This window comes from Epibacterium sp. Ofav1-8 (assembly GCF_022348185.1).
Taxonomy (GTDB): Bacteria; Pseudomonadota; Alphaproteobacteria; order Rhodobacterales; family Rhodobacteraceae; genus Epibacterium.
Map to the genome: position 1 here is coordinate 170168 of NZ_JAKRFD010000008.1, position 13339 is coordinate 183506.

Annotated in this window: 15 protein-coding genes and 1 tRNA gene; 9 read left to right on the forward strand and 7 right to left on the reverse strand. The window is 65.6% G+C overall.

Features of this window, described 5'->3' with window-relative positions:
• Positions 1 to 104: 104 nt before the first annotated feature.
• Both MHM97_RS14340 and MHM97_RS14345 read left to right on the forward strand, forming a co-directional pair.
• Complete coding sequence (locus tag MHM97_RS14340; RefSeq protein ID WP_239323050.1) at positions 105 to 419, forward strand: hypothetical protein; 315 nt, start codon at positions 105 to 107, stop codon at positions 417 to 419.
• 591 nt (positions 420 to 1010) lie between these two features.
• Entirely contained in the window at positions 1011 to 1475 is a 465-nt protein-coding gene (locus MHM97_RS14345) for an MmcB family DNA repair protein (protein WP_239323126.1), read from the forward strand.
• A 48-nt stretch (positions 1476 to 1523) separates the two neighbouring features.
• Here the strand turns inward: MHM97_RS14345 and MHM97_RS14350 are convergent, their stop codons facing one another.
• Both MHM97_RS14350 and MHM97_RS14355 read right to left on the reverse strand, forming a co-directional pair.
• Positions 1524 to 2645, reverse strand: coding sequence for a chemotaxis protein CheA (locus MHM97_RS14350; RefSeq protein WP_239323051.1), 1122 nt, complete (start codon positions 2643 to 2645; stop codon positions 1524 to 1526).
• Positions 2646 to 2908: 263 nt separating this feature from the next.
• Positions 2909 to 3097: a DUF6324 family protein gene (locus MHM97_RS14355; protein ID WP_239323052.1), complete on the reverse strand. Its 189-nt coding sequence runs from the start codon at positions 3095 to 3097 to the stop codon at positions 2909 to 2911.
• A gap of 222 nt (positions 3098 to 3319) precedes the next feature.
• Here MHM97_RS14355 and MHM97_RS14360 point away from each other — a divergent pair.
• Positions 3320 to 3396, forward strand: a tRNA-His gene (locus MHM97_RS14360).
• Positions 3397 to 3710: 314 nt separating this feature from the next.
• Here the strand turns inward: MHM97_RS14360 and MHM97_RS14365 are convergent.
• The gene (locus tag MHM97_RS14365; RefSeq protein WP_239323053.1) at positions 3711 to 4079 is read right to left on the reverse strand and encodes a hypothetical protein; all 369 of its coding nucleotides are present in this window, start codon (positions 4077 to 4079) and stop codon (positions 3711 to 3713) included.
• A 215-nt stretch (positions 4080 to 4294) separates the two neighbouring features.
• Between MHM97_RS14365 and MHM97_RS14370 the strand changes: the two genes are divergently transcribed.
• Entirely contained in the window at positions 4295 to 4858 is a 564-nt protein-coding gene (locus MHM97_RS14370) for a hypothetical protein (RefSeq protein WP_239323054.1), read from the forward strand.
• A gap of 122 nt (positions 4859 to 4980) precedes the next feature.
• Here MHM97_RS14370 and MHM97_RS14375 read toward each other — a convergent pair whose 3' ends face one another.
• Entirely contained in the window at positions 4981 to 5304 is a 324-nt protein-coding gene (locus tag MHM97_RS14375) for a DUF6476 family protein (protein ID WP_239323055.1), read from the reverse strand.
• Here MHM97_RS14375 and MHM97_RS14380 point away from each other — a divergent pair.
• Positions 5303 to 6340, forward strand: a complete 1038-nt coding sequence (locus MHM97_RS14380) for an RluA family pseudouridine synthase (RefSeq protein WP_239323056.1) — start codon at positions 5303 to 5305, stop codon at positions 6338 to 6340. The genes MHM97_RS14375 and MHM97_RS14380 overlap by 2 nt on opposite strands.
• Before the next feature lie 197 nt (positions 6341 to 6537).
• Here MHM97_RS14380 and MHM97_RS14385 read toward each other — a convergent pair whose 3' ends face one another.
• On the reverse strand, positions 6538 to 6966 hold the full coding sequence (locus tag MHM97_RS14385) for a hypothetical protein (protein WP_239323057.1): 429 nt from the start codon (positions 6964 to 6966) through the stop codon (positions 6538 to 6540).
• A gap of 100 nt (positions 6967 to 7066) precedes the next feature.
• Between MHM97_RS14385 and MHM97_RS14390 the strand changes: the two genes are divergently transcribed.
• Both MHM97_RS14390 and rpoH read left to right on the forward strand, forming a co-directional pair.
• Positions 7067 to 7900, forward strand: a complete 834-nt coding sequence (locus tag MHM97_RS14390) for a LysR family transcriptional regulator (RefSeq protein ID WP_239323058.1) — start codon at positions 7067 to 7069, stop codon at positions 7898 to 7900.
• 177 nt (positions 7901 to 8077) lie between these two features.
• Positions 8078 to 8977, forward strand: a complete 900-nt coding sequence (rpoH, locus tag MHM97_RS14395) for an RNA polymerase sigma factor RpoH (RefSeq protein ID WP_239323059.1) — start codon at positions 8078 to 8080, stop codon at positions 8975 to 8977.
• Positions 8978 to 9726: 749 nt separating this feature from the next.
• Here the strand turns inward: rpoH and MHM97_RS14400 are convergent.
• A complete protein-coding gene (locus MHM97_RS14400) occupies positions 9727 to 10899 on the reverse strand; it encodes a dipeptidase (RefSeq protein WP_239323060.1) in 1173 nt (390 codons plus the stop codon).
• A gap of 169 nt (positions 10900 to 11068) precedes the next feature.
• On the opposite strand from MHM97_RS14400, the gene MHM97_RS14405 reads away from it, so the two are divergent.
• Together MHM97_RS14405 and MHM97_RS14410 are read left to right on the forward strand one after the other, a co-directional pair.
• Complete coding sequence (locus MHM97_RS14405; RefSeq protein ID WP_239323061.1) at positions 11069 to 12058, forward strand: Gfo/Idh/MocA family protein; 990 nt, start codon at positions 11069 to 11071, stop codon at positions 12056 to 12058.
• Between the two features lie 250 nt (positions 12059 to 12308).
• Positions 12309 to 12578 carry a DksA/TraR family C4-type zinc finger protein gene (locus MHM97_RS14410; RefSeq protein ID WP_239323062.1) on the forward strand — a complete coding sequence of 90 codons (270 nt, stop codon included), beginning with the start codon at positions 12309 to 12311 and terminating at the stop codon, positions 12576 to 12578.
• 186 nt (positions 12579 to 12764) lie between these two features.
• On the opposite strand, the gene MHM97_RS14415 is transcribed toward MHM97_RS14410, so the two are convergent.
• Positions 12765 to 13256 carry a GNAT family N-acetyltransferase gene (locus MHM97_RS14415; RefSeq protein WP_239323063.1) on the reverse strand — a complete coding sequence of 164 codons (492 nt, stop codon included), beginning with the start codon at positions 13254 to 13256 and terminating at the stop codon, positions 12765 to 12767.
• Between the last annotated feature and the right edge of the window lie 83 nt (positions 13257 to 13339).

A 13339-nucleotide genomic window follows, 5' to 3' on the forward strand; every position in this document is an offset into this window, starting at 1 on the left:
ATACTATACGTGCGGGCGCGGCCAAATCGTCGCAGATTCTGTGTCGGACTGGACGTGGCAGCGGGCGCGCCCTACCTTTTGACTGTATTGTCGAGGAGAGTGCCATGCCCGAGTTGATCAAGCTTTACATTCGCAGCGCCCTCTGGGGGCTGGTGCTGGCGGCGCTGTTCGTGGGCATCCTGCTGTGGTTCAATGTCGCCAACCTCGGGGCGCTGGTGTTCGGCTCCGACGCGGGTGTCGTCGCGGTGCTGGCGCTGTGGATCTCCAACGCGGTGGTGTTTGGCGGCGTGCAGTTCGGGTTCAAGATCATGGCCATGGCAGAGCGCGACGAGACCCCGCGCGGGGGCACTCCGGTGGGCCCGGCGCTGCGTCCGGTTCTGGTGCCGGCCAAGGCGGCAAAGCCGGGCCGTCGCGCCTGAGCGCCTGTCCTGCGCCCGAATGATCTGCCCTCAGTGCCTGCTCTGGTGCCCGCAGTAAACGGGCCGGAGCGGCGCGAGGGAGCAAATCCTCTGGGGTGCGGGTTCTTGGTCTGCTGAACTGTTATTCTTGAACGGAGGATGCCCTGACCGGTCTGTGCGCGCGATAGCTGCGCATCAGGCTGTGTCGAGTCGGATTGTGCAACGGAGATGGCAGAAGTGGCGGGAACCACCAGTCAACCGTGCGGCTTTGATTCCCGAGGACCTGTATGTACAGGTGGGCGCCAGGTAAACGGACCAGGATCCGCACAGAGCCAGCTCCCTCGGATTTGCTTAAGGCCACCAGAATGCTGCCTGTCACGAGAAGGGCAGAACCCGCCTGACGCACTACCTAGTGCGGCGATGGGCCGGACACAAGGGGGCGGAGACATGCGATCTGCACCCGGTTGCGGGCTTGATTTTTGTTCATGAATTGTTCACGGTTGTCTCATGACCCAGCCAGAGCTTGATGATCTTGATGATGACGCCTTTGACACCGGCCCCCTGCGCGACAGCGGGGCGGCTGCGCCGGATGAGGACGCGCCGCTGGCCCTGATGCAGCCGGGGCAGCGTCTGGCGCGCGGCGTCAGCCGCTATCTGCGCTCCATGGGGTTTGCCGCGATCGAGGAATTTGTGCCCCTGCGCGGGCTGCGGGTGGACGTGATGGCCCTGGGGCCGAAGGGCGAGCTGTGGGTGATCGAGTGCAAATCCAGCCGCGCCGATTTTCAGAGCGACAGCAAATGGCAGGGCTATCTGGAGTGGTGCGACCGCTATTTCTGGGCGGTGGATGTGGAGTTCCCCACCGAACTGCTGCCGGAAGAGACCGGCCTGATCCTGGCGGATGCCTATGATGCCGAGGTCGTGCGCATGGCGCCGGAGCACAAGCTGGCACCAGCGCGGCGCAAGAAGGTGATCCAGAAGTTCGCCATGGACGCGGCGCGCCGGTTACAGAGCCTGCGCGATCCGCGCCCGGGGCGGGACGGGCAATTGTTCACACCGCTGTCGTCTGAGGAGGGCTGAAGGCTCCGCGCCGTGCGTGTCCGCCGCCGGGCGGCGGCGATCAGGCGGTCAGGCGATCAGATCCATGGCCGCCTTGGCCGGGGGCACCACATAGATGATGTCGTTGGTGCCTTCGAGGTGCAGGGCCATCATCTGCTGTTCGGCGGCGGCATCCGCTGCTGCACGGAGTGGATCGCGGTCATAGGGCGGTGACACCGCCATCAGCGGATCCTGCGGCGCTGTCCGCTCGGGTGATCCGCTGTGCGGTGTGGCCGCCACGGAGGTGGACGCCAAGGGCTCCGGCCGGGTCGAGAGGCGCTCTGCCGTGCGGTCGGAAGGGGCGGGCTGCGACAAGGCCCCGGTCAGCCCCACGGTCTCGTCCGAGATCAGGGCACCGGTGGTGTCCTCGGCTGGAGAACGCGCGGGGAGCGCGCCGGAGGCAGGCTGCAACTGGGCATAGGCCTTGCGGGCCAGGGCGATCAGATCCTGACTGGCCTGTTTCTGCGCGTCGGTCAGCGGCAGGTTGACCACGGTTGCTGTGGACGGCGCGTCCTTGGCCGCGTTGCGCGGTGCCTCCGCCCGAAGCTCCGAGGCCGCAGCCTGTGGTGACCGGTCCGCTTGCGCCGGGGCGGCGGTCGCATCGGTGGCGCGATCAGCGCGCGTCCCGGGATCGGCGGGTTCAGGCGGCAGGCCGACAATGACCACGCCATCCTCCATCACATAGATCACCCGGGGTGGGCGCGCGGGCGCTGTCGCGGCCGTGTCAGCGGCGGCACCGGTGGACACCGTCGGGGATTCTGCCGCCGACGGGGGAGTGTCCGACGTCCTGCCGGACTGCTGCATCGCCGCACCGGAGGGGTAAACCGCGAGGGCTCCCATGTCCTTCTCCGGCGTGGCAGGCAGAGCGGCGGCCTGTGACTGGAGAAAGGCGAGCACCTTCTCCATCTGCTCGACCGTGTCGGCGACCTGGTTCATGGCGGTCTTCCAGCCGGGTTCTGGCGGCTTGGACACCTGCTCGATCAGTTTCTCGCGCACACGGCGGGCCTGGGTGACGTGGTTCTGTAGCTGGTTTGCCGTCAGGCTCTCGGTGCTGGACAGCGAGAGGGCGGCCGCCTTGGGTCCGTTGGCCGAGGCGATCGCGCCGGGCAGGGTGACCATATGTCCCGACGGCGGGATGGCAAACTGATACATTACATACGCTCCAAGCAGAAACTTGACGTCTCTTAATCATTTGGAGAGTGAGGTTAACAGGAGCCTAATTCCAGTAAATAGAACGCCTCAAATTCGATGAATTATTCCGCCCATACAAGGGTGTTAGCCAGTTAACCCTGGGCTCTTGCGGTAAGATTACGGTCGCGCAAAGGGCCGGATTGGGGCGGGGTTGCGGCGGTGGCAGACATAAAAAAGCCGGGCGCGCGGCCCGGCTCCGATGCTCTGACGTGGCAGAGGGCTGTTCAGGACGCGACGGCCCGCGCCGCCTGCGCCGCGGCGCGAATTTCGTCAGCGATTTCCTCGGCTTCCTCCGGATCGAAGTCCATGGGAATCTCCAGGCCATCGGCTTCGATGAAGATCCGGACCATGCCGACATCGGTGGGGCCGATCTGCATGTTCGCTTCGATGTCACGTTCGGTGTTGATACCCATGCGCAGCTCCTTCGGGCGGCAGTTCGCGGTGAGCATCCCTGCTATCTCGCAAGCGCCTAAAAAGCAAGATGTCGCCCCGCGCGCCCGCCTGCGCCGAACAGGGCTTGATGCCGCGCGGTGCCAGGCCGTGCGGTGCCGGACAAGAGATTTTGCCTTCGTGTAAAAAACTTGTGCAGAGACCTCTTGCGCTCCGGGATTCTGTGCTATAAACGCCCCCGCAGTGCCGCCTTAGCTCAGTTGGTTAGAGCGCCTGATTGTGGATCAGGAGGTCCCCCGTTCGAGCCGGGGAGGTGGTACCACCCTCACCAAAATCATCGCTCTGACATGTGAATACGCCGCCCGGCGTTGGTCGGTGCCGTTGTGGCTCTCGGCCGTTGCGGAGGTCGCGAGACCGCTGCCCGCGCCATGCACGGCGCAGGCGGGTGAGGCAGGGCATGGGTCGTGAGGAGACAGGGGCGGGAAGGCGTTTTTGCCAACCGGTGTCACTGCACAGGCCACCGCAAAACAGCTGAGATCCGTACCCCAACCCGAGGCGCGCCCGCCAAAGCCGCGGCCGCGCTTGAGACAGCGGTCGGGGCCGTGGATGTATTGGTATAGAGCGGCTGCGCCGGGGTTATTCCGGTTCGGGCTCCGGGTCGTCCGAGGCGGCTGTCGTGGTGGTCGCGTCGGAGCTGGAGGTGGCCACGGTCAGCGCCACGGCTGCGGCCACGGCGCCCACGGCAACGCCGGTGCTGCCCAGTCCGCCGGTGCCGAGGCTGTTGCCCGTGCTGCCGCTGTTGGAGGCGTTGGAGGAGCTGGGCGCATTCTGGCGGCAGGTCACCTGAAGCAGACCGCCGGGAATATAGGTTGCCGAGACCACGGTGCCGGAGCCACAGACCAGCCGGGCCCGCGCTTCGGCAACGGCGGCGCCCTGCGCCGGTGCGAGGGAAGGGAGCAGGGCAAGACAAAGGCCTGCAAAACCGGTGTGGAGGCGTGGCATCATGAAGCCCTCTCGTATCAGTTGGACGCTGCGTTTGCGGGATAGTCTGCCACGCGACTATAGCCCGTCCACGGGGAATTTTCGATGATTTTTCTGGTGGAGATGCTGCGAGGGCCTTGGGACAAAGGCGCTGCGGCTTTGCGGGCTTCGCAGAGAGGCGATCCTGAGGTAGCCTAGAGGGCATACTGCAATTTGCATTCGCCAATGGAGATTCTGAGATGAAACAGACAGCGGCAGCACTGGCAACGGCCTTTCTCGTGGCAGGCGGGCAGGTGGCGCAGGCCCAACAGCAGCTGGTTTATACCGTCGTGGTGCCCTCCGGTCAGTTCGGCTCGGCGAATTTCCTCAAGGAGCTGGTACGGAGCCTGGCCACGATCCAGGCCTTCTGCGGCGGGCTGGAGGATCGCAGCTACCGGGTCGACTGTATGGCGGAGCGCTTGCAGGCGGTGTCGGGAGAGATCCCGGAGGGCACCGATTATGACGAGGTGCGCAGCGTGCTGGCGGAGGCCTCTGCCAAGCTGGAGACCCTGGCCCGCGACAACCGGGATCGCAGCAAGGGGCGCATCAACGTGTCCAGTGCCAAGGCCGGTGGCGGTGCAACCGCGCGCCCGCTGGTGGCAGTGGATGCGGCAGAGCTGGCGGCGGTGAACCAGCAGGCCGAGGCCATTCTGGACGAGGCGCGCACGGTACTGCTGCGCAGCGCCGGGTCCCGCCAGCGGCAAAGCCAGTACACGCGGATTGCGCAGGCGCTGGATTCCAGCAAGGTTCTGCTGCGCTCCTGATCCCGACCGCGCGCATTGGCGCGTCGCGTCGGCGCGGGCGTCATCTCCGGGCGGTCTCAGCCAGCGTCACGCCTCCGTCCGTCTAGAGGGTCAGTCTCCCTAGATCCTCCGAGCGCCCAAGCTCAGTCCGCAGGCGCGGGCTGGATCTGCAGGGTCTGGCGCAGGGCGCCGGTCTCGCTGTCCAGGATCAGGATCTGATCTTCTGTCGTCACCACGGCGACCCAGCCGGTGCCGAAGGTCACCGCCCGCGCGGTGGCGCCATCGGGCAGGGTGATATCGGCTGGCAGCTGCGGCGCGGCATCGCCATCCGACAAACGGATGACAAGCAGCGCGATTACCACTAGAACCCCGCCCACCATGATCACGGTCAGCGTGGTCACCAGGCGCCGCAGGAATCGCAGCTGCGCCGGTTCGTCTATGGTTTCAGACTCGGAAGGATGTGTCATGGCCAGCCGCCGCATTGAATTTGTGATCGCGGAGAACCCGCCCAAGCGGCTTGATAAAGCGATCGCGCGCGATGTGCCAGAGGAAGCGAACCTGTCGCGCACCCGTCTGGCCCGGCTGATCGAGAGTGGCGGCGTCGCCGTGGATGGGGCGGTGGCCCGTGACGCCAAGGCGCGCATCCCGGAGGGCGCGCAGGTGGCGATCACCGTGGAGGAGGCCGAGGACAGCCATATCGGCCCCGAGGACATCCCGCTGGATGTGATCCACGAGGATGATGATCTGATCGTCGTCAACAAACCGGCAGGCATGGTGGTGCATCCGGCCCCCGGCAGCCCGTCGGGCACGCTGGTCAATGCCTTGCTGCATCACTGCGGCGCGGATCTCTCCGGTGTGGGCGGGGTCAAGCGCCCCGGCATCGTGCATCGGATCGACAAGGAGACCTCGGGCCTGCTGGTGGTGGCGAAATCCGATGCGGCACACCGGGGGCTGGCGGTGCAGTTCGAGCGCCACAGCGTCGAGCGCTACTATCAGGCGGTCTGCTACGGGGTGCCGGACGGCAATGATCCGCGTCTGCGCGGTGTGCGGGGGGCGCGGTTCGAGCCGGGCAACATCCTGAAGATCACCACGCAGCTGGCGCGCCACAAGACCGACCGCCAGCGTCAGGCGGTGCTGTTTGAGGGCGGCCGTCACGCGGTGACCCGGGCGCGTATCGTCGAGGCCTTTGGAACGCCCGTGGTGGCGTCATTGGTGGAGTGCTGGCTGGAAACCGGGCGCACCCATCAGATCCGCGTGCATATGGCGCATGCCGGCCATGGGTTGCTGGGCGATCCCACCTATGGCGGCAAGCGCAAGATCTCTCCCAAAGCGCTGAGCGCGGCCGCGCTGGCGGCGGTCAACGGGTTCCCCCGGCAGGCGCTGCATGCCGCGGTGCTGGGGTTCGAGCACCCGGTGACCGGGGCAACCCTGCGGTTTGAAGCGCCGTTGCCGGATGACATGCAACAGCTGATCACAGCGCTGCGCGGAGCAGCCGCGGCCTGAGCGTGCCGCATGCCCAAGGCGGCGATGGCATGGGGCGGTGGTGCGAGGTGTTTCGCTTCGGGCTTTGCCCGAAGCGACCCGCGCCGCGGGCCCAGCGGGCCCGCGGCGCGGGGCCCAACCCTCCGATGGGGCCGTCAGGCCACGAGGAGGGGCGGGAGCGCTCCCGGTTATGCGGGTTTGGTGCCGACGCCCCGGGATCAGAGGGGGAGAGCGCCGGTGACGGTCTCGCGAAAATAGTCGAGCTTGCCGTCTTTTTCATGTGACAGGATATAGGTGAGGCTGGTCACCTCATAGCCTTTGACCCCGTAGTAGAACTGCTGATGGAAGCGGGTCAGATGCCAGCCGTCGGACAGCGGTTGCACGTGGATCTCCAGCGCCTCGGTGCCGCGTGGAAACACATCCGTCGCCAGCCGCCCGAGAATGCGGCCCATGGCGTCGATCCCGTGGCCGGCTTGCCAACTGGCATCAACGTCATCGGCGTAGTGATCAATGCGAAAATCGATGTCATCCGCGAGATGCGACATCAGATCCGGCGCGCCCGCGACGAATTTATGCAGAACGGTGTCGATGACAGGGTGGGCGGAGCCGGCAGATCGGGTGGCGGCGGCGGTTGGTGCTGTGGTCATGAGATATCTCCTGTACGACCTGAAAGGTGACACCAGAGATGGCGGTTTGTGCGCACATAGGATAGGCTGATGTCAGCTATGTTTCGCATAGGATGATCGTATGTTCGAAATCACCCCGCTGCGCTATTTCCTGAGCGCGTATGAGACCGGGTCCATCAGCCGCGCCGCGCAGGTCAACAATGTCAGCCAACCGAGCGTTTCCGCCGCCATCCAGCGGCTGGAGCGCGACCTTGGCGGGGCGCTGTTCCTGCGCTCGCGCCAGGGCTTGCAGGTCACCGCGCTGGGGACACAGCTCTATCGCGAAGCGGCGGCGAGTGTCAGCCATCTGGCCGATTTGCCGGCACGGTTGCGGCCGCGCGTGCCGCAGGCGGTGCGGATCTACTGTCACCCGGATATGGTGCTGGCGCCGTTTGCGGCCCCGCTTCAGGCGCTGACCCGGCGGCGACCGGAGGTGATGCCCGAATTCACCGATGACCCTGGCAGTTGCGACATCGCCTGCATTGCCGAGCCCTGCACCCCGGCGGGATATGTGTTCCTGCCGCTGTGGGAGGACAGCTACGGGGTGGCGCTGCCCGTGGGGCACCGGCTGGCGCAGCGCGAGACGGTGGCGCTGGCGGATCTGGCGGGGGCGCCCTTCATCCAGCGGCCCTATTGCCCGCAGGCGGATATGCTCCATCTCCTTGCGGAAGAGGGGCTGGCGCCGGGCCGCGCCGGGGCGGCTGCGACCAATGACCCGCAGCTGCTGGATCTGGTCGCTGCCGGTCTTGGCGTTGCCTTTGTGCCGCTGCGCCATGGGGCCCAGCATGCGGGGGTGTGCGTTCGCCCCGTGCGGCCCGGCCCGCAGGTGCGCCGGCGGGCGGGGCTGGCGCATCGCCGGACGGTCGCGGCGCGTGAACTGGCCGAGGAGATCGCAGCGCCATTGAGAGAAATATGATTGTTATCAATGCATTGATTGAAAGATGAGTTTTTTTGACGGCTTTTGTGACACACTTCACAGAGGACGTGCGTTGTCCTTTGTATAACACTGGACAACAGCGCACTTGAATTGCGCGCCGGAGACAACCAATTGGGCTGATGTTAAGTCCTTGAACATTCGAAAGGGACAGATCTGATGGCAAATTATGCAAACCTGCCCGCCCCCTCTCCCGAAGGTGGCCTCAATCGCTATCTGCAGGAGATCCGCAAGTTTCCGCTGCTGGAGCCGGAAGAGGAATACATGCTGGCCAAGCGCTGGGTCGAAGAGCAGGACACCGAAGCCGCGCATAAGATGGTGACCTCTCACCTGCGTCTGGCGGCCAAGATTGCCATGGGCTACCGCGGCTATGGTCTGCCACAGGCGGAGGTGATCTCCGAGGCCAACGTGGGCCTGATGCAGGCGGTCAAACGCTTTGATCCCGAAAAGGGCTTTCGCTTGGCGACCTATGCCATGTGGTGGATTCGTGCGTCGATCCAGGAATACATCCTGCGGTCCTGGAGCCTGGTGAAGCTGGGCACCACCTCGGCGCAGAAGAAGCTGTTCTTCAACCTGCGCAAGGCCAAGGCGCGGATCGGCGCGCTGGAGGACGGCGACCTGCGTCCCGATGTGGTGAAGAAGATCGCAACCGACCTGGGCGTGACCGAGGACGAGGTGATCTCGATGAACCGCCGCATGTCCGGTGGCGATGCCTCGCTCAATGCCATGGTGGGCAGCGACGGCGACAGCACCATGCAATGGCAGGACTGGCTCGAAGACGAGGATGCGGATCAGGCCGGAGATTACGAGGCGCGTGACGAGCTGGAGGCGCGGCGCGAGTTGCTGACCGAGGCGATGAGCGTGCTAAATGATCGCGAGAAGGACATCCTGACGCAACGCCGGCTGGCGGAGCAGGCCAAGACCCTGGAAGAGCTGAGCCTGCAATATGACGTGAGCCGCGAACGCATTCGCCAGATCGAGGTGCGGGCGTTCGAGAAGCTGCAGAAGAAAATGCGGGAGCTGGCGACCGGCAAGGGCATGATGCAGCAGCCCGCCTGACCCGGCGCGACACGATTTGTCATCAGCACCTTTCTCCCTCGGTGCCGACAAGTATGGGGCCACCACAGCGGTGGCCCCTTTTTGTGTTGCCCTAAGGTGGGGGCGCCGGTGTTCGGCGTCGCAAGCGTTTTGCGCCGGGGGCTCAGGCGGCGTCTGGTTTGCGCGCAACGGGACAGGCAAGCGCCGCTGGGCAGCGACATGCCAGACCGCCCATAGCCATGCCCGAATATGTCGCGGGCGGGCGTTTGGCGGCAGCCATGCGGCGAGGTTGTCTGTGCGGTGGGAGGTGCCCGCGCGTCACGTCAGAATGGCGGGCAAAGGTCACAGGTGCGGGCAAGAGCGGCGCGCAAAGGGACCCGATGCGATTGGCCCGATCAACTGGCACGACATGTGATGGAAGAGCGCTGCGGTGCTGGCTGCGAGAGGCGTTGCGGGCAACAGCGGTCACTGCATTGGCTGGCTGGGTGAGGTTGGGTGCTGGCGTGGCTGGCGTGGCTGGCGATCTGGCTGGGTCCCGAGGGGCCTGGCTGGAGAGCGAGCTGCGCGCTGCCGTGTCATCTGGCTTGCTGCAGTTGCGTTATGGATAGCCGCTCCAGCATACGGGGTCAACAAAAAACCGAGCAAAATCAAATAGTTGACTGATGTTGTCGGGTATTGTTTCCGACCAGGAGACTCGGGATTTGCCATGTGGGGCAGAAAATCGCGCCGCATCAACGCGATGCAGGATTGCGGTGATGACAGGGCGGGGCTCAACCAAGCCGCGCACGCAGGACGCGCAGCATGTTTTCGCCGGCGACCTTGCGGATTTGGGCCGGTGACAGCCCCTCATCCAGCAGCGCCTGGGTCAGGGCGGCCAGTTCGGAACTGTCGAACGCGGTTGTGACCGAGCCGTCGAAGTCCGAGCCAAGGGCGACGTGATTCTCGCCCACCACCTCGATCGCGGCGCGGATCGCCCGCGCCACACCCGCCGGGCTGGGGTCACAGACGGCATCCGCCCAATAGCCGATCCCGATCACGCCGCCGCTGGCGGCGATCTGCTGCATCAGCGGATCACGCAGGTTGCGCTTGACCGGGCAGGCCCGGTGGATGCCGCCATGGGACAGGATGATCGGCACATCCGTCATCGCCAGCACATCGCGCACCACCTGCGGGCTGGAATGGGCCACATCGAGGATCAGCCCCTGGTCCACGCTGGCGGTCACCACCGCGCGGCCAAAGTCGGTCAGCCCTTGGTTGCCGCTGCCATGCAGCGAACCGCCAAGCGCATTGTCAAAGAAATGATGCAGGCCAATCACCCGGTAGCCGGCGTCGATCAGCGCCTGCAACTTGCTCAGGTCGCCCTCCAGCGGATGCGCCCCTTCAAGGCCAAGGAGGCCGCCCACCACGGGCTCTCCGGCGCGCTTCAGGTCCAGCAGCGCGTCCAGATCCGCTTTGGTCCGCAAGATCCGCAGGCGCCCGTCGGCGCGCTCCTGAACCCGGTGCAGCTTTTTGGCCTGGTAGAGCGCCCGCTCGTGGAGCGACGACCAGGTCGGCAGCGGCCAGAGCTGCCCGATGGCGAGCAGGGTGATATTGTCCCGGGCGTTGGCGTCGTTGTGATCGTAGTTCTGTCCGGCGGGGGATTTCGTTACTGCGGTAAAGACCTGCACTGCCACATTGCCCTCGATCAGCCGGGGAATGTCCACATGGCCGCGACTGCCGCGTTTGGTCAGATCGCGTTTCCACAGCAGCGAATCGGCATGCAGATCGCCGATCAGCAGGCTGTCATGCAGGGCGCGCGCCTCGGCGCTGACCGGATAGGGGGCATGGTCGGTTACCCGGTTGCGGGTCTTTTCGACATAGGCCGGGCCAAACAGCAGGACGCCGATGACCGCCGCCGCGCAGAGGAGGAGCAGCCGCCCGATCCATTTCGCCAGTGTCGCCATTGTCCTGATCCTCCGTGTGGTGTGTCGGCAGGCTACGTCAGGGGGCGTGCCGTGCAAGGGGTTTTCCCGCAAAGGGAGATCCCGGCGCATTTGCCCCGGAGGATTGCAGGCTCTATGCTGCGGCGATATGTGAGCGCAAACATCCATTCCTGTGCAAAGGAGAGTGACCATGCCGAACCCCGTCCGTTGGGGCATCCTCGGGGCTGCCAAATTCGCCCGTGAACACATGGGACCCGCAATTCACGCCGCCAGCGGCGCAGAGCTGACGGCGCTGGCGACCTCCAGCGCAGAGAAGGCGGCACCGTTCCAGGCCTTTGCGCCGGGGCTTCGTGTCTTTGACAGCTATGAGGCGCTGCTGGCCGATGCGGACATCGATGCCGTTTATATTCCGCTGCCCAACCACCTGCATGTGGAGTGGGCGCTGAAGGCGATGGCGGCGGGCAAGCATGTGCTGGTGGAGAAGCCGGCAACACTGCAGGCGGCGGAGTTCGACCAGCTGATCGCGGCGCGGGAGGCGGCCGGTGTGCTGGCGGCCGAAGCCTATATGATCGTGCATCACCCGCAGTGGCAGCGGGCGCGTGATCTGGTGCAGGGCGGCGCGCTGGGCCAAGTGAAACATGTGTCGGGCAAGTTCTCCTTCGACAATCGCGCCGATACCACCAACATCCGCAATCGCCCCGAGACCGGCGGCGGTGCGCTGCGCGACATCGGGGTCTATGTCTTTGGCGGCGCGCGGTTTGTCCTTGGGGCCGAGCCCGAAGTGGTCAGTGCCCAGATCGAATGGGAAAACGGCGTTGACGTGGTCTCCGACGTGCAGGCGCGGTTTCCGGGCGTGCTGTACAGGGCCTATGTCAGCACCCGCATGCATCCCTACCAGGAAATGGTGTTCCACGGGGACAAAGGCGTGTTGCGCCTGACCGCGCCGTTCAATCCGCGGGTCTTTGGCGAGGCCCGGCTGGAGCTGCATCAGGCGGGGCCTGCGGGGGCTGCTGGGCAGGTGCTGGAGGAACGCTTTCCGGTGGCGGATCACTACAAGCTGCAGGTCGAGAGCTTTGGCCGCGCGGTGCGCGAGGCGGCGCCCTATCCCTGTCCGCTGGAATTCTCGCGCGGGACGCAGGAGGTGATGGATCAGGTCTTTGCGGTGGCGACGGATCTCTGATCCGGGCGCTGGTCCGCGGCGGCGGGCGGGGAGGCTCCCGCCCGTCCGCTCTGCATGAAACATGCAGACCGGCCCGTTGGGCCGGGCAGGCCGCGCCGAAGGCGCGGCCTGCCGCCGGGCGACGTGCGTCGCACGGCGCAACCCCTCTGTGACCTGCGGCTCTGCGAGATCATGCGCGTGCGGCTTGCACCCTTGGAGGGGGCGGCGCTAGGATGGCGGCTCTTGCTGTGAGTGTGAGGAGGCGCGACGGATGGCCGGAGGCTGGGCAAAAGATGGTGCGGTCAGCGAACAGATCGAAGCGTCGATCTCGGATGAGCTGGCCCGGTTGAAGACGCGGCGCGCCCCTGTGGGCGAGAGCCTCCGCCATTGTGCTGATTGTGAAGAGGAGATCCCCGAGGCCCGCCGTCAGGCGATCCCGGGGGTGAAGCTCTGTATCGACTGCCAGCAGGATCGAGACGGAACCCTGCGCGCCCGGAGTGGCATCAATCGGCGTGGCAGCAAGGACAGCCAGTTGAAGTGAGGGTGTTGCGCGCCGGGGCTGGGCTCGGTGGGAGTGCACTCTGTGAGCGCGTCTGTCCACGCCGGTCGCGGTTGGGATGACCCTCTCGGGGCGCGGTTCCGGCGGGGGCTGCGATGACCCTGCAATGACTGAGCGGGAATCCGGCGACGATCGGCGGCGGTGAGGGCGTTTTCGGTGTCCGGCGCACTAGCTGTCCGGCAAATCCAGCCGCATGACATGCTGTGGTCCAGCGAGACCGCCTTCGTGGATTTCGCCGGTGTCGACAAACCCCGCCCGGCGATAGCTGCGCACGGCGATCTGGTTGCGGATGTTGACGGTCAGCACCACCGCCGTGGCCGCCGGATAGAGCCGGTGCAGCATGCCGGGCAGGGCCGCCAGCGCTGCGGTTGCGATGCCGCGCCCCTGATGGCGGTGATCGATCATGAAGGCGCGCAGCCCGAGATCGCCCGCGCGGGCAAACCCGTAGGTCTCGGGGTATTTCAGGTCGATCTTGAAGAACCCAACCGGAGCCCCCGCCGCCCGGATGGCATAGAGGTTGAGCCGCTTTTCGGTCGAGGCAAACGCCATGTCGACGGTGCCGCAGTAGACGATCTGCTCCGGCGCCACTTCGATATGGCGCACCAGATGGTGATCCGAGTGGGTCAGTCGCAGAAAGTCGATGGGCGTGGGCGTCGTCATGTCGCGTTAAAGATGCATAAAAAAGGCCCGCCGTCACGATGCGGCGGGCCGAACTGTTCGAATTGTCGGCGATTTTCAGCGCA

Excerpts from the sequence above, each read along its gene's own strand:
- MHM97_RS14340 (WP_239323050.1), top strand. The coding sequence starts at position 105 with ATGCCCGAGTTGATCAAGCTTTACATTCGCAGCGCCCTCTGGGGGCTG.
- MHM97_RS14345 (WP_239323126.1), top strand. The coding sequence starts at position 1,011 with ATGCAGCCGGGGCAGCGTCTGGCGCGCGGCGTCAGCCGCTATCTGCGC.
- MHM97_RS14350 (WP_239323051.1), bottom strand. The coding sequence starts at position 2,645 with ATGTATCAGTTTGCCATCCCGCCGTCGGGACATATGGTCACCCTGCCC.
- MHM97_RS14355 (WP_239323052.1), bottom strand. The coding sequence starts at position 3,097 with ATGGGTATCAACACCGAACGTGACATCGAAGCGAACATGCAGATCGGC.
- MHM97_RS14365 (WP_239323053.1), bottom strand. The coding sequence starts at position 4,079 with ATGATGCCACGCCTCCACACCGGTTTTGCAGGCCTTTGTCTTGCCCTG.
- MHM97_RS14370 (WP_239323054.1), top strand. The coding sequence starts at position 4,295 with ATGAAACAGACAGCGGCAGCACTGGCAACGGCCTTTCTCGTGGCAGGC.
- MHM97_RS14380 (WP_239323056.1), top strand. The coding sequence starts at position 5,303 with ATGGCCAGCCGCCGCATTGAATTTGTGATCGCGGAGAACCCGCCCAAG.
- MHM97_RS14375 (WP_239323055.1), bottom strand. The coding sequence starts at position 5,304 with ATGACACATCCTTCCGAGTCTGAAACCATAGACGAACCGGCGCAGCTG.
- MHM97_RS14385 (WP_239323057.1), bottom strand. The coding sequence starts at position 6,966 with ATGACCACAGCACCAACCGCCGCCGCCACCCGATCTGCCGGCTCCGCC.
- MHM97_RS14390 (WP_239323058.1), top strand. The coding sequence starts at position 7,067 with ATGTTCGAAATCACCCCGCTGCGCTATTTCCTGAGCGCGTATGAGACC.
- rpoH (WP_239323059.1), top strand. The coding sequence starts at position 8,078 with ATGGCAAATTATGCAAACCTGCCCGCCCCCTCTCCCGAAGGTGGCCTC.
- MHM97_RS14400 (WP_239323060.1), bottom strand. The coding sequence starts at position 10,899 with ATGGCGACACTGGCGAAATGGATCGGGCGGCTGCTCCTCCTCTGCGCG.
- MHM97_RS14405 (WP_239323061.1), top strand. The coding sequence starts at position 11,069 with ATGCCGAACCCCGTCCGTTGGGGCATCCTCGGGGCTGCCAAATTCGCC.
- MHM97_RS14410 (WP_239323062.1), top strand. The coding sequence starts at position 12,309 with ATGGCCGGAGGCTGGGCAAAAGATGGTGCGGTCAGCGAACAGATCGAA.
- MHM97_RS14415 (WP_239323063.1), bottom strand. The coding sequence starts at position 13,256 with ATGACGACGCCCACGCCCATCGACTTTCTGCGACTGACCCACTCGGAT.